Raw genomic sequence first — 14,748 nt, forward strand, 5'->3', positions numbered from 1 at the left:
CTTACCTCTCCGGGGCCATTTTTTAGATGTGTTACTACGGCTGGTTGTCTTCTGATCCGGGTTGCGACGGCGCAGCTGGCGAAGTACTTCCACCATTACCAGAACTATTATCGGAACTGTTGCCATTTCCAGTGCTAGAATCTGGTTTCTTTGGAGTTGGAGCTGGATCAGGCTTTTCCGCAATCCATAGCGTCACTTTGGTATCGTAAGGAACCTTTCCAGGTTCTAGGCTCATGCCGATAACGGTGCCTTCAACAGCGTTCCCATCTTTTCTGGTTTCGACGGTAATCGAAGAAATTTTGAGGGTTTCATTGAGATACTGCTCGGCTTCCGCGCGAGGCCGATCGATGATTTTTGAACTTACCGATTGATCGATAAGGATCTCGCCTGAAGCAATCACAATATTGACCGATGTGCCGTGTTCGACTTGTTGACCGGGCGCAGGCAGAGTTTCGGTTACAATATCTTTTGCTCGCCCTGGGACGTCTTTAACGTCGACTCGCCCAACTTTGAGACCAAGTTTTTCCAATTCACGTTTTGCCGCGTCTTGGTTGAAGTTGCCATTAGCTAAATCAGGAATTGTCACTGTTCCGGCGCCGGAAGAGAACGAAACAGTTACTGAGGAGCCCTTCTTAACTTCGGTACCAAATACAGGATCGGAAGATACGAATTTTCCTTCTGGAATATTCTTATCTTCTTGTGGCTCACCTAAAACAAATACCAGGCCCACTTCTTCTAAGCGTTGGCGTGCGGTGACTTGGCTTGTTCCTTCGAGATCAGGAACAGTCACGATATTGGCTTTTTCGGTATCGGCGGAGTCACCGCCGGACAGTAGTGCCCATCCCAAGCCAGTTCCAGCCAAAATAAGAAGAATAATTCCTAGGACAATCAGGAGCGTATTAGTCTTTTTATCTGTTGCTACCGCGGGAGACACTCCTGTTTCGGTGAGCGTTGGTTGGGTTGCCGGCGCTACATTCTGCGCTACCGGTGCTTGTGCCTGTGGAATAACCTGGGTACGCCACGTGTTCGATTCTGGCGCATTAACAAATCCACCGCGCAAAGCCAACAGCAAGTCAGCTCGCATATCAACTGCACGTTGATACCGGTCTTCACGCTTCTTGGCCAGTGATTTCATCACTACGCGGTCAATATTTTCGGGAATATCTGGAGCAAGAACCATCGGTGACTGCGGAATTTCAGATACGTGCTGGTATGCGACTGCCACGGCGGAATCGCCACGGAATGGTGGCCGTCCGGTGAGGAGCTCATAGAGTAGGCAACCTGTGGAATACAGATCTGAACGCGAATCAACAACTTCACCGCGAGCTTGCTCTGGTGATAAATATTGAGCAGTACCAACCACAGAGTTTGTCTGCGTCATGGTTGCCGATGAATCGGAGAGCGCCCGGGCAATGCCGAAGTCCATAACCTTGACCTTGCCATCGTTGGTGAGCATGATGTTACCGGGCTTGATATCTCGGTGAACGATGCCTTCGCGGTGGGAGTATTCGAGTGCAGATAGAATTCCGACGGCGATCTGGACGGCTTCGTTGATCGGCAGTGCGTCTCCGTTCTTCAATAGCTCTGAGACGGTACGTCCTTTGACGTATTCCATGACGATATACGGGATGGAGATTGTCTCTCCGGTTTCAGAAGTCGTATGTTCTTCGCCGGTGTCATAGACGGCGACGATTGACGGATGATTCAGAGCGGCTGCGCTTTGCGCTTCACGGCGGAACCGGGCGACGAATGTTTGGTCAGCCACATGGTCAGATCGCAAAACTTTGATAGCGACAGTACGTGAGAGCCTCGTATCGTATCCCATATGGACTTGTGCCATACCGCCTCGACCGATAAGGTCACCGACTTCGTATCGACCACCCAGCATACGTGGGATGTTTGTCATTCTGATCTTCCTTCCTGGATCACACAGCTGAAATCTAGTCTGCCTTATCTCGTAGCCAAAATGTGCGTAGATATGGTTGCGATTCAGTCACGATTGATAACCGCTTCGAATACTTTCTTAGCAATGGGCGCTGCAACTTTCCATCCGCTATCGCCTTCTTCGACGAGCACAGCAAGTGCAACTTTGGGCGATTCTTCTGCGTCGAAGCCGATGAACCACGCATGTGCCGTATCGCCAGAACCGATCTCTGCTGTTCCCGTTTTTCCGGCGATCTGAACATTGCTTAACGCCGCATGGATACCGGTACCCTTGTTGACGACGTCGATCATCGCAGTGCGTAAGGTATCAGCGGTTTCTTCCTTGATTGGTGTACTAAACTCTGTTGGTTTGGTTTCGGAGAGAATGCCAAGATCAGCAGTGAGAGTCTTGTCAACCAGATATGGCTTCATCAACGTACCCCGATTAGCAACCGCCGAAGCAACCATCGCCATTGTCAACGGTGAGACATTCACGTCGCGTTGGCCGAACGAATCCATGGCAAGAGTGGCTGCATCTTCCGGGTAAGGGAATTTCGATGCCGTAACCGGAAGCGGGATAGATAATTCTTGGTTGAAGCCAAAAGCGGTAGCCATCGAAACCATGTCTTCCGCGCCAACTTTCGTACCACCGATTGCAAAAGGGGTATTACATGACTGTGCTAATGCAACCGCGAGTGGTACCTGTCCAGACCCGTCACCACACGGTTGCTTGTACGGGTTGAATATCTCGTGCGTGGTTCCAGCTGGAGTGAAAGACAGCGGAGCATCAATAAGAGAATCTGCCTTCAAATCCGAATGCTCAATCATGGCCGCTGCGGTAACAATTTTGAAAACTGATCCTGGCGGATAGAGGTCCCCACCCAGCGCACGATTGATCAGCGGCCGTGACGGATCATTGTTGAGGCTGTTCCACGCATCATTAGCTGCGGTTGCGTCCCGGCTAGCAAGCACATTTGGATCATAGGATGGCTTAGACACCAGTGCCAATATTTTTCCAGTTGCTGGTTCGATAGCGACGACGGCGCCTCGTCGGTCGCCCAACGCATCCCAAGCGGCTTGTTGCGCGTGCGGATCAATGGTTAGTTCGACTGCTCCACCCTTCGGTTGCCGGCCGGTGATTAACTGTTCGATACGTTGAGTAAAGAGTGCCGAATCAGAACCGCCGAGCACTGGATTTTCGCCGCGTTCCAGACCAGTCATCGAGTTGAACGTCGTCGAAAAGTATCCGGTGATACCTGCATACAGTTCACCCTGGTGGTAGGTGCGTAAGAACTTGTATTCGTCGGGATATGGTTCTGAGGTGACGATCGGTTCCCCGGCGACGATGATTGGTCCACGATCGGTACCGTATTCGCGCCAGAGAGTACGCACATTTCGGGTATCAGCGTTAAGTTCAGGCGCTTTAAAGAACTGAATATATGTCACAGCAGCCATCAGCGTTACGAACATGACAATAATGATGGCTGTCAGTTTCTTAATGGCTAGATTCACGGCAGATCCTCACTTTCGATGCGAGGGACAGCAGTTGTTGCTAAGTAGTCTTCTTCTGACGACGGCGTTTCGTCGTCGTCAGCTAGTGCGGTCAAACTGGCTGGAAGCTCACCGGTGGTGATCGTCGAAAGCGGAGTCGAAACTGGGGTGAACGGCCGACGAGCTGAATCGGACATACGAATGAGGATGCCGATAATAATGAAATTCGTCAGGAGCGCTGAGCCGCCCTTAGCCAGGAATGGCATCGCTAACCCAGTCAACGGGATAACGCGCGTTATTCCGCCGACAACCACGAAGCACTGCAACGCAATCGCAAAGCCCAAGCCGGCCGCGAAAAGTTTGCCGAATCCGTCGCGTAACGCAATTCCAGTTTTCAAAGCTCGGGTCACGATCACAACATAGAGGGACAAAATGCCAAGTAAGCCGACTAACCCGAGTTCTTCTCCGAGCGACGCAATAATGAAGTCGGAGTTAGCTGCGAATGAATTGGCTGGGCTTCCCTCGCCTAATCCGGTACCGAATAATCCGCCAGAAGCCATCCCGAACCAGCCTTGGACAAGCTGATAAGAACCGTATTCGGCGTTGTAGACGTCGTTATCGAGTGCATGTAGCCAGATTGTGAACCGAGCTTGGATGTGGGGCATTAGCTGGACTATCACATAGACGCCGAGTGAGGAGAGCAAACCGCCAATAATAATCCACGAGGTACGTTCGGTCGCCACATAGAGCATCGCGACAAACAGGCCGAAGAAGAGCAGAGCAGTTCCAAAATCGCGCTCCAACGCAAGAATCCCCATGCAGGTAAGCCAGGCGATGAGGATCGGCAACGAATGCCGTAGCCGCGGAAAATGAATGCCTAAAAATTTCGGGCCAGCTAATGAAAGATTGTCACGTTGGGTTACCAGGTAGCCGGCAAAAAACATGGCGAGGAAAATCTTTGACATTTCAGCTGGCTGATAGGAAAATCCGGCAATGTTAATCCATAACTGTGCACCGTAAACCTCCACACCTAAACCAGGTACTAGTGGTAAAAGAAGCAATACTAGACCTGCTATGAGGGAGCTGTAAGTGAAACGGCGTAGCCAACGGTGATCGCGGAGCAAAACCACTGTGGCAACCATTAAAACTACTCCCACCACAGCCAAAAGAAGCTGTCCGCGGGTGTCCGGAGGTGCATTCCGGGCAACAAGCTGGAAATCGATCCGGTAGATCATTGCCAGTCCCAGACCGGTTAGAACCGTTGCGGCAGGAAATAAGACCGGGTCTGCGTAGGGTGCAAACTTGCGTATGATGACGTGGCTAGCGAGCAGAAATGCTGCTCCAACACCAGTGATCCATACAAAGTTATCGGGCAATGGGCTTTCTGGATGTGCCCCATGAACCCCGTAATGGACCAAGATCCAAGATCCGATCACAATGATATAGGCCAGGATAAGCAGACCAAGTTCTTGGTAGCGGCCAGATTTTGCTGGTTGAGTGCTCACAACGCTCATCGAGAACCACCAGAAGAAACTGATTTTTGAGCGGCAAGATCTTTGACAACCTTATGCGCTTCGGCCAGCGAACCGCGGGTAATCGGTAGATCTAAACGTTGCTGTGCCACTGGGGTTAAGCTAGTGACCTTAATGCCTGTTTGCTCATAGACGCTTGATAACTCTATCGGTCCAATATTCTGTGGGATTCCCTTGAATATTGCTACTTTTCCGTGGTCAACTGAGACGTAATAACGGCTCTGGGTCCACATGTAGCCACCAGTTAAACCTCCGGCAACGATGACGAGTGAAACAAGAAATGCGACGAGCCGAGCGATCCAGCGCCGTGGCGGTTTGGCGTCGTCGTCATCGTCATTGTCTTCGGCAGGGCGTGCGCTCGCGGTCAGGGCTGCTAGCTGTCCGGCTGCTGATGAACCGGCTCGGGTAGGTTTCTTGCGATCAACCGCTGCTGAGCCGACGATAATTGGTCCTCGATCATAAGAGGAGCCAGTGCCTGGATCGTTTACCACATCTGCTAAAACAATGGTTACGTTGTCCGGTGCTCCGGCTGCAAGCGCTAGATCAATCAGTCGTTCGCCACATTCGTCCAAGTTCGCGTAGGACTGCAACGTAAGTTCAATAGTTTCGTCTGATACTACTCCGAACAAACCATCGGAGGAGAGTAGCCAGCGGTCTCCGGGTAATGCTTCTCGAATTGAAGCATCAATATTAACGGGATCTTCACTGGCCCCAACGTTGCGCATGATGACATGCCGTTTCGGATGGTTGAGTGCTTCTTCAGGAGTTATTTCGCCATGATCTACCAGGTACTGGACGAGAGTATGGTCATGCGTGATCTGTGTTAGCTTATTGTCCCGCAGCAGATAGGCGCGTGAGTCTCCCACGTGGACCATACCGAGCTTGTTAGCTGTGCGCAATATAGCGGTACATGTTGTGCCCAGTCCAGAAAGTTGCGGTATCTCGTTGACGAGCTCGAGTAATTCGTGCTGTGATTTGTTGAGCTGGGCTTTCAAGAGTGCGATAAGGTCTTCAGCTTGGTGAGAATCATCGATATGTGCCATGTTGCCGACAACCACCGATGAAGCCACATCGCCACCGGCAGCACCGCCCATGCCGTCTGCTAAGACTAACAGATGTGACGAAGCGTAACCGGCGTCTTGGTTGGATTTACGAACCAAACCAACATCGCTCACTGCCGCATACTCAAAACGAATCATTAACGCAGCTCCATCGTTGTTTTACCGATCACCACGGGTGTGCCAATATCTAGCCGAACGGGTGACACTATTTTTTGGGTTCCAACCCAGGTGCCGTTTGTGGAGTTGAGATCTTCGATGATCCAGTCCTCGCCCTCGGCGTAGAAACGAGCATGACGAGACGACGCATAGCCGTCATCGAGTACCAGTGCGCAGTCTGGTGAGCGTCCCACTGTAATAGCGGATGTGCCTAACGGAATCGCTGTTCCCGTTAGCGGTCCGCGCACAACCACGAGATGCCGTGGTGTCGACGACGTTTCCGCCCGTTGTGTACGAGCTGTCGGTGCTTTGTGGCGTCGCTCCCGAATTTTCGTTCCGAAGATATCGTTGCGAATGGTCACGAGCATGAAAATGATGAGCAACCAGATTGCGGCTAAGAAGCTAAACCGTAATAGAGTGACAACTAATGCGCTCATAGTGGCTCCGGAGACGTCCAAAACATGATGCGGGTTCGACCGATCGTGATCGTATTGCCGTCGACTAACGTTGCCGCGGTAATCCGGTGGCCTTCCACAAAACTGCCGTTGGTGCTGTTGAGATCAGTGGCAATGACGCCGTTGGGAGTAACTCGCAGTTCCAGATGCTTGCGCGACACGCCGTCGTCGTCAAGTTGGATGTCGGCAACAGAGCCACGGCCAATAACCGTGATCGCACCGGTGAGGATGTAGCGTTCGCCGTCGACGTCGATAATCGGGTTTTGTGGTGAAGCGTCTGCAATCGTGGCGGGTGCAACGGGACCGCGCCGAGTTGCGCAGGTGACGTCAATTTTTCCACGTGGCTGGGTGGCAGTGGAGGTGAACTCAATCGTGACTGGTCCGAGGAAAACGTATGCTTGTTCGCTTGCATAACGTGCGGCGACTCGCACTAGCTCTTCGCGCAGTGAGTCTTCGCCCCATTCTTTAATTTTTTCAAAGTCGCGAGAAGACAAGGTCAGGACAAATTCATTTGGAGAAACGGTGCGATCCCGGGAGACTTCCGCCGCCCGATCATCCATTGCCCGCTTAACTGCAGATGAGAGTTCAATTGGCTTCACGTCTGACTTGAACGCGCGCGAAAAAACGTTCTCAACGGCGTTCTCCACGCTCTTTTCGAACTTATCCAACGCACCCATACGCCAGCTCCTCGATTCCTTTTACATTAACTTAGTTGTACAAAGACAACACACTAATTCAACTTTACGTCCTTTCCCTAGTAGGTATCCACTATGGCAGGTAAATGCGAGCCATCTTGCAGGTTTCGGTGGTTGGAATCACTGCCGTGGCGTTGGGGAGGGTTTGCGCTTGGCGTGTAAAAGATTGTAAACTAGCGGACGTCTAGCTCGAGTGGCGGAATAGGCAGACGCGCACGGTTCAGGTCCGTGTGCCCGCAAGGGCGTGGGGGTTCAACTCCCCCCTCGAGCACAATAATCCCCGGTATGAAACATACCGGGGATTTTCATGTTGCGTTCTTTAATGCGTTCACTCTTCCCGCAGATGACGCGGGACATTGCCGACGTCGTCAGGCTTCGTATGCCGAATTTTATGCCGATATTCGCGCCCAGCTTGGGCGACACCTTTAGTGCTCGCTTCGGCTGCGATATCGCTTTCCTCGCTGTGATGTGTCGGTGTAGCGTCGTCGCGCATATGACGTGGACGCAACCGCAGTTGGCGTAAACGCGCGGAATACTGGCGTAGATCGTAAGCTGTGCGAGGTAGCTGCCAATTAAACCGGCGCGCCAGCAGGCCGAACACTGCGCATAACACAATTGCCGATCCCATCCCCGCATGATACATGCCGTTGTATTGGAAGAACACCATTTGGGTTGCGGCTATCACTGAAAACGTTGCATACAGTGGACTGCCGCCGAAAATTGCTGGTGTTCTGTTCACCATGACGTCACGCAAGACGCCACCCATCGTAGCGGTGACAACGCCGAGGAAGATCGACGGTATCCAGTCTAAACCGGCGCTCAGTCCTTTGGATGCGCCGGTTGCTGACCAGCAGCCCAATGCCAAAACGTCTGCCAAAGAAAGCATCCGTTGTGACCAGCGCCCTTCGAACGGAAAAAGGTAAGCCAAAATTGACGCCGCAAAAGCGCCACCGAGATACCACGGATCCGTTAACGCCACTGGGAACCCAACCCCGAGCATCACATCACGAGTAATACCACCACCGAGGGCTGTTCCGGTGCCAAGAACCAGATATCCAATCAGGTCATAGCCCAAAACTCGTGCTAGGGCAGATCCAATCAGTGCGTTCGCGATAACACCGAGTACGTCGACTAGACGAAAAAGGCTTTCGGGATCCATAACACCGCCTTTTTAATCTCAGTCCTCAATCCAGGTTTCCATCTTTTTGAGAACTTTTTCAGCATCCGCGTCAGTCCGTAGCGAGAACACAACCAGATCGAGGACTTGGTCATGTTGGTAGGTCCAGCGCTCAACGGCGTCCAATGCGATTTGGGTTGCTTCGCCCAGTGGGAATCCGCCGTTGCCGGTTGAGATACCGGGGAAAGCGATGGAGCGAATGTCTCCCTTAGCGCGGGCCAATTCCATGCAGTTCCAGTAGGCCTTGAAGAGAACGTCACGGTCTTTTTGGGTGACTTTTCCGTCTTCGACCCGGGGGCCGGTGGTGTGAATTACGTATTTTGCGGGAAGGCGGTAGCCGCGAGTGATGATTGCATCGGCTGGTTCTAGGCCTTTACCGCCATTGAGTTCGCGTACCGTGTTGGTGTCGTTACGCATCCATGGCCCGGCTTGCTCGTGCAAGGTTGAGTCTAAGCAGTCGTGCAGTGGGACTGGGCAGCCGTTGAGGTCTGGCACAGCGGGATCGACGACGGCGTCTACGACGAGTTGGCGCATATCGCCACGGTAGAGAACAGTGCGTGGCGCTGGACCATAATCGCAGTCTGGAAGCATATCGGATACTCGGCGTAGATTTTCTGCTTCCACCCGACCATGTTTGCCAACTTGGCGGAACAGCAGGGTGTTGATTGCGCGCGACGAAATAGGATCGAGTGGCTTAGGCTCACGTACTGCCAATTCGGCTTGTAGCCAGCGGAAGAGTCCTTCGTCAGTAGAAAGGTGAGCTAATGAGGACGTTCCAGTGTAGTGCTTTTCGTTAATGCCGGCTAGGGCTGTCATAAGGAGGTCATAGTCTGCCCGGGTGTCATTTTTTGGCTCTGGGAACGGCTCGTCCAGATGAATTTCTTTACGGTAGTCCGATAGTAGAATCATTATTTACCTTTCTCGCTACTCTAAGGATACCTATCTTCGCCGGGAAGGTCATGTGAGATAAACTGTCCCTATGACTTTTTCACACCAGCCTTCGCTATTTTCTGATTTCGACGACGACGCAGCCGCTCCTGAATCGTCAGCAGTTTTTCGACTCCCGGATGGAGCTGAGGAACATAGCTTTGGAAAACCGGTAGGGCGTCCGTCGTCGTCCTATGATCTGGTAATCGCAACTGACGGAGCGTGTTCGGGAAACCCCGGGCCAGGCGGCTGGGCATTTGTGGACCAAACTAACGGATATGCGGTGTCGGGCGGATCCCACAAAACGACGAATAATATTATGGAGCTGACCGCGATGCTCCATGCGTTACGTTATGCCGGGCCGGATGTGAAGTTGCTGTTGCGTGTTGATTCAAAATACGTGATTGATTCGATGACTAAGTGGGCCGTGGGCTGGCGTAAACGTGGCTGGCGAAAAGCTGACGGCAAGCCGGTTTTAAACCGTGAGCTTATCGAAGAAATAGTAAACCTTTATGAGGGGCGTACCGGGCACGCAGACGTTGAATGGGTACGCGGACACAATGGGGATCCGGGCAATGATATGGCAGATCGGCTCGCCGTCGAACAGACAAATAAGTATCGGTAATTTTGTACGTGACACGAAAATGTGTCGGAGGGTGACGTTAGGGTTAAGAACATGGACAACAAGATGACGCAGGCGCCACGGTTGGCGAAGAAACCGATCACACGCTCATTCCACGGTGATGACGTGGTGGATAATTATGAGTGGGTTCGCAGTGAAACGCCGGAGGTGCGGGCACATATTGAGGCGGAAAATGCGTGGGCTGATGCGCGTACCGCACACTTGAGCGGTTTGCGGGAAACACTGGTGAGTGAATTTGCTAGTCACACCAAGGAAGATGACGTCTCGGTTCCAGTGCGTGATGGTGACTACTGGTATTGGCGGCGAACTTTTGCAGGAAAATCCTATGCGGCAACGTATCGGTGTTCGGCTGTAGGCGAAGGCAGTGGGGCCGCAGATATTCCTGATATTGATAGTGTTCCGGTTCAGCTTTTATATGACGGCAATGTGCTAGCTGAAGGCAAGGACTTCTTTAGTATTGGGCTAGCATCGGTTTCGCCTGATGGTCAGATGTTGGCGTTGGGCGTAGATACTGCCGGAAACGAAGAATTTAGTGTGCGGATTTCGCGCATCGAAGATGATTCTACCATGGACGAATCGCTGGTCGGCGTGGGATACGGCTTAGTGTGGTCACATGATTCCACTCGGGTGTTCTACACCAAGAACGATGAAGCGTGGCGGTCCTACCAGGTGTGGATGCACACCGTGGGTGGAAATACAGAAGATGATGTTCTGCTGTACCAGGAGGACGATGAACTGTTCTGGGCAGGCATAGATCAATCGCGTGACGGCGAGTGGCTCATTGTTCAGTCCGAATCCAAGCTCACTGCCGATGTCCGGTTGTTCTCTACCCGAAATCCGGAAAAGAATTTTCTTGTCTATCCGCGGCACACCGGGTTGCATTATACGGTTGAGCCGGCTGGGGATTGCTTGTTGATTATCCATAACAAGGACAACGCTGATTTCGATTTGGCGGTGGCTCCAGTTGGGGCTAGCACACCAGATTCGTGGGAGCTGATCTATCAGGCGCAACCGGGGCAGCGATTGAGTGAAGTCGTGGCATTCCAAGATTTCGCGGTTGTTAATATGCGTGATGCTGGCTCGATGCAGTTGCGGGCGTTTGCTCGTTCCTGGGAGGGCGCTACTGCTGATTCTTGGCAAGCTGGCGTTGTTATTCCTACCGAAGATCTCGCATCGATTGCTTTTTACGGCAATGACGTGTGGCAGGCACGGGAAGTAGGATTCAGTATCGAATCGGTACTCACCCCAGAAACATTCCAGCGGTGGAGTTTAGACTCTGGTGCAGTGGTAACGGTGAAACGTACCGAGGTGCCTAACTATCAGCGTGATGACTATGTGCAATATCAAGAATGGGTGCCGGCATCGGATGGTGTGCTAATTCCGTTAACTGTTGTGCACCGTGCAGATCTCGCTAAAGATGGTTCTCATGCGGGAATCTTGTACGGCTATGGCTCGTATGAGATCTCCATGGACCCATGGTTTAGTCCGACTTTGTTATCGGCGCTAGATCGTGGTGTCGTCTATGCGGTAGCCCATGTTCGCGGCGGCGGTGAAATGGGTCGGGCATGGTATGACAACGGCAAGATGCTCACCAAACGTAATACTTTCACTGACTTTGTTTCATGTGCTCGCTGGCTAGTTGATCACGAGCTTGTTGCACCTGGACGATTGGCTGCGGAAGGCGGCTCGGCAGGTGGTCTGTTGATGGGAGCGATCACTAACCTGGCTCCGGACGTATTCCGTGTGGTTCACGCAATCGTGCCATTTGTTGATGCGCTCAACACTATTCTCAAGCCCGAATTGCCGCTGACGGTCGGAGAATGGGAAGAATGGGGAAACCCGATTGAGAGCGCCGAGGTATACCACTATATGAAGTCGTATTCGCCGTATGAAAATATTACGGCAGTTGAGTATCCGGCGATTTTGGCTTCTACCTCAGTAAACGATATTCGAGTCAGCTATATTGAACCGACCAAGTGGATCCAGGCCTTGCGTGATACTGTCACGAACGATCCGATTGAACGACCGATCATTCAGCGTACCGAAATGGTAGCTGGCCACGGTGGCGGCTCGGGCCGTTACAAGAAGTGGAATGAGCGGGCAGCTCAATTAGCTTTCATCTTTGACCAGATTGGCGTGAATTAGTCTGTGGCGTAGCGGTTTGCTATAGCCAGGATGTAGTTGGGGGGAGAAGCCGGCCGGCTTCTCCCCCCCCCCAAAAAATCATTGGTTCTCAAACCTGTTGGATCTCAAACTCAAGTGGGTAACAATGTTACGCCACCGAATTGAGCGCCTTACTCCACGAACCAAAGTGTTGCCGGATGGCTGCACCAGAAGGCAATGTCTCTCCCTTTGCACCATTCTTTGCGAAGTCTGAGTATCCAGCAAAGGACGGGCTGCGCCCCTTACTACGAGCGCAAGCAACATACTTGGCCATAGCTGACTGGTAGTCCTCGGGAGAATACTTCACCCCGCCACGAACCCGACCTGGGCGTGTAGCTAATCCGATTGCTTTTAGGGCTTCATTCCAGTAACCATCAAAACGTTTAATGATCGTCTGAGACGTTGGCGGCCAAGCGAACGTCTCAGTTTGTAAATCGTCCGGGATCGAAGCAATGAACTCTGCGCGTAATCGATCGTAATCTTTAGCCGTAAGAATCGAATTAGGATTCTCGCGTGCGAAAGCTTTTCCGGCAGCGGCCTGGTCAGTGAGAAGTTCGATGATGTGTGGGCCGTAAGCTTCGATGTCTCGCTGTACAGATTTTGTAGCGACCGGATCGAGAACAGAACGGTCGCCAGCCGGTAGATCGTACCGCCGAGCTAACATCATGTAGAGAGCGCTCGTGAGCGTTGGCCGAGAAAAACGTAGTGTCGTACACCGTTCAATTGAAATGTAATCACTATGTTGAAGGGCATAGCAGGCAACTTTAGCTGCGGCGGTGGCAACATCGGAAAGCTCTGCATGGAAAGAGACAGCCTGATCGTCAGGGTCTCCGCATAGATCCGAGATACCACGGATGGACACAAATGGGATTCCCCAAGCATGGGCAACTTGAGCAGCCGCGTGGGATTCCATGTCTGCGGACAGAGCTTCTGGGAAATCTTCGCGGGTTGTAGCAACATTAGCTTCAGTCACAAATGCGTCAGATGACAGCATCTGCCCAATGCGAATAGTAGGGGTGTTGTGATCGCCAGTAGTTGTGTACTGTTCGATTGCGGAAACCATGCGTGCATCGCCCAAGAAAGATGCGGGCTGGCCAGGTACTTGACCACGGGTATAGCCGAATGCTCGTCCATCAGCGCCACCGTTGAGGTACTCGCGGCCAACGATAACTTGTCCTACTCGTGAATCACGTGCCAGGCCACCGGCAGAACCGATCGAGACAATGACCTTTGGTTTATAGTTCGCCAACAGCCAACCGAGTGCACTTGCGCATGCGGTCATGCCAACCTTGGTGACCATCAAAATCATGCGCATCTGCCCTTTTGAAGCCTGATATGCGGTTCCAACCGGGGATGGTAGTGGCTTAGGGTTACAAGACTGGATGAGGCTCAGAAATGGTGCCATTTCTTCGTCCATGGCAGAAATGACGAGTGCATCTATTTGCTTCACGAAATAACCTCTTCCCAGGTATCTCGATGCGCAAGCATATCCCGAATAGCTGCCTGGGCCGCCGGAAGGGAGTGGTTTGCTCCCCATCCGCATTGGATCTCATTAGCGGCTGGGACGGAGGTGGCTGCCAAAATATCTTCGAATGTAGTCTCGATTAGATCGATGGTTCCGGAAACATCTGGCTCGCTAGCACGGATTAAATAGAAACCGGTTTGGCAACCCATCGGAGAGAAATCAACGACGTCGTCTGCGTGGTTACGGGCATACTCAGCAAATGAATGTTCGATGGAGTGAACAGCTTTCATATCTAAATGTGCTTGATTAGGTTGGGTGAAACGCACATCGTATTTTGTGAGTGTGTCACCGTGCGGCAGATGCTTGACATCGGCGATGCGCACGTATGGTGCACTAACCTGACGGTGATCTAGGTTGAACGATTCGACGTTCATTGTGGGCATGGGTATTCCTCCGCGTAATCTAAATGATCCTTAAAGTATTGTCCCACATTGGTGGTGATTTTCCGATTCTGACATGATAGCCGTCGATGTAGTCAATGCGGAAGGTACGCGGGTGTGGTTCTTTACGCATTGTGGTGGCGCCGTTGGCTTGCTTGGCATTGGGCTGATTGGTGGTGTTGGTCATGGCTGTCTGGGGTGTAAAAGGGACGCTGAGGCGACTAGTATTTTTGTTCTACCGGGAGTGACATAAGTTGCCCTAGCCACACCATGTAGTGGTCAAGCATTTTTTAATCACTAGGTGTAGTGTTATCTAACGTACTGAAAATTATGTTCATGAGGAGAAAACATGGCTATCGTTCTCTATTCCAAGCCAGCTTGCGTCCAGTGCACTGCAACCAAGCGAGCTCTGCTCAAACATGGACTATCTTTTTCTGAGATTGACCTGACTCAGGATTCTGACGCGCTGGAGACCGTTAAAGCATTGGGTTACCAGCAGGCTCCGGTTGTATTTGCCGACGGCGATCACTGGTCGGGCTACCGTCCAGATCTGATTAAGCGGTTGGCTGGCGTTTCAGCACCGGCAGCGATGCGCGCCTAACGTCGTCGGGGCTGATCCC

At 52.1% G+C, this 14,748-nt stretch carries 14 protein-coding genes and 1 tRNA gene; 4 read left to right on the plus strand and 11 right to left on the minus strand.

Features of this window, described 5'->3' with window-relative positions; all coding sequences use genetic code 11:
* Positions 1–34 precede the first annotated feature (34 nt).
* From pknB to KSO86_RS05515, 6 genes are all read right to left on the minus strand, one after another.
* Positions 35–1,906, minus strand: a complete 1,872-nt coding sequence (pknB, locus tag KSO86_RS05490) for a Stk1 family PASTA domain-containing Ser/Thr kinase (RefSeq protein ID WP_216378621.1) — start codon at positions 1,904–1,906, stop codon at positions 35–37.
* Positions 1,907–1,989: 83 nt separating this feature from the next.
* A complete protein-coding gene (locus KSO86_RS05495) occupies positions 1,990–3,435 on the minus strand; it encodes a peptidoglycan D,D-transpeptidase FtsI family protein (protein WP_216378623.1) in 1,446 nt (481 codons plus the stop codon).
* Positions 3,432–4,928 carry an FtsW/RodA/SpoVE family cell cycle protein gene (locus KSO86_RS05500; protein WP_216378625.1) on the minus strand — a complete coding sequence of 499 codons (1,497 nt, stop codon included), beginning with the start codon at positions 4,926–4,928 and terminating at the stop codon, positions 3,432–3,434. Before KSO86_RS05500 ends, KSO86_RS05495 begins: the two co-directional genes overlap by 4 nt.
* Complete coding sequence (locus KSO86_RS05505; RefSeq protein ID WP_216378627.1) at positions 4,925–6,145, minus strand: PP2C family protein-serine/threonine phosphatase; 1,221 nt, start codon at positions 6,143–6,145, stop codon at positions 4,925–4,927. Before KSO86_RS05505 ends, KSO86_RS05500 begins: the two co-directional genes overlap by 4 nt.
* Entirely contained in the window at positions 6,145–6,600 is a 456-nt protein-coding gene (locus KSO86_RS05510; RefSeq protein WP_216378628.1) for an FHA domain-containing protein FhaB/FipA, read from the minus strand. Before KSO86_RS05510 ends, KSO86_RS05505 begins: the two co-directional genes overlap by 1 nt.
* Complete coding sequence (locus KSO86_RS05515) at positions 6,597–7,295, minus strand: FHA domain-containing protein (RefSeq protein ID WP_216378630.1); 699 nt, start codon at positions 7,293–7,295, stop codon at positions 6,597–6,599. The genes KSO86_RS05510 and KSO86_RS05515 overlap by 4 nt, the downstream gene beginning before the upstream one ends.
* Before the next feature lie 205 nt (positions 7,296–7,500).
* On the opposite strand from KSO86_RS05515, the gene KSO86_RS05520 reads away from it, so the two are divergent.
* Positions 7,501–7,584 (plus strand) — tRNA-Leu (locus KSO86_RS05520).
* 57 nt (positions 7,585–7,641) lie between these two features.
* Here KSO86_RS05520 and KSO86_RS05525 read toward each other — a convergent pair.
* Complete coding sequence (locus KSO86_RS05525) at positions 7,642–8,472, minus strand: trimeric intracellular cation channel family protein (RefSeq protein ID WP_216378632.1); 831 nt, start codon at positions 8,470–8,472, stop codon at positions 7,642–7,644.
* Positions 8,473–8,490: 18 nt separating this feature from the next.
* The gene (locus KSO86_RS05530) at positions 8,491–9,399 is read right to left on the minus strand and encodes a macro domain-containing protein (RefSeq protein WP_216378634.1); all 909 of its coding nucleotides are present in this window, start codon (positions 9,397–9,399) and stop codon (positions 8,491–8,493) included.
* A 70-nt stretch (positions 9,400–9,469) separates the two neighbouring features.
* Between KSO86_RS05530 and KSO86_RS05535 the strand changes: the two genes are divergently transcribed.
* A complete protein-coding gene (locus KSO86_RS05535; protein WP_216378635.1) occupies positions 9,470–10,042 on the plus strand; it encodes a ribonuclease H family protein in 573 nt (190 codons plus the stop codon).
* A 51-nt stretch (positions 10,043–10,093) separates the two neighbouring features.
* Positions 10,094–12,205 (plus strand): S9 family peptidase, encoded by a 2,112-nt coding sequence (locus KSO86_RS05540; protein WP_216378637.1) that lies wholly within the window; start codon positions 10,094–10,096, stop codon positions 12,203–12,205.
* 127 nt (positions 12,206–12,332) lie between these two features.
* Here KSO86_RS05540 and mtnN read toward each other — a convergent pair whose 3' ends face one another.
* The 3 genes from mtnN to KSO86_RS05555 are packed head-to-tail and all read right to left on the minus strand — an operon-like array spanning position 12,333 to position 14,315.
* The gene (gene mtnN, locus KSO86_RS05545; protein WP_216431897.1) at positions 12,333–13,673 is read right to left on the minus strand and encodes a 5'-methylthioadenosine/S-adenosylhomocysteine nucleosidase; all 1,341 of its coding nucleotides are present in this window, start codon (positions 13,671–13,673) and stop codon (positions 12,333–12,335) included.
* Positions 13,670–14,131: an S-ribosylhomocysteine lyase gene (locus KSO86_RS05550; protein WP_216378641.1), complete on the minus strand. Its 462-nt coding sequence runs from the start codon at positions 14,129–14,131 to the stop codon at positions 13,670–13,672. The genes mtnN and KSO86_RS05550 overlap by 4 nt, the downstream gene beginning before the upstream one ends.
* Before the next feature lie 19 nt (positions 14,132–14,150).
* Positions 14,151–14,315, minus strand: a complete 165-nt coding sequence (locus KSO86_RS05555; RefSeq protein ID WP_216431899.1) for a hypothetical protein — start codon at positions 14,313–14,315, stop codon at positions 14,151–14,153.
* A gap of 162 nt (positions 14,316–14,477) precedes the next feature.
* On the opposite strand from KSO86_RS05555, the gene nrdH reads away from it, so the two are divergent.
* Positions 14,478–14,729 carry a glutaredoxin-like protein NrdH gene (nrdH, locus tag KSO86_RS05560; protein WP_091279137.1) on the plus strand — a complete coding sequence of 84 codons (252 nt, stop codon included), beginning with the start codon at positions 14,478–14,480 and terminating at the stop codon, positions 14,727–14,729.
* Positions 14,730–14,748 lie beyond the last annotated feature (19 nt).

Source organism: Arcanobacterium phocae (assembly GCF_018913465.1).
Taxonomy (GTDB): Bacteria; Actinomycetota; Actinomycetes; order Actinomycetales; family Actinomycetaceae; genus Arcanobacterium; species Arcanobacterium phocae_A.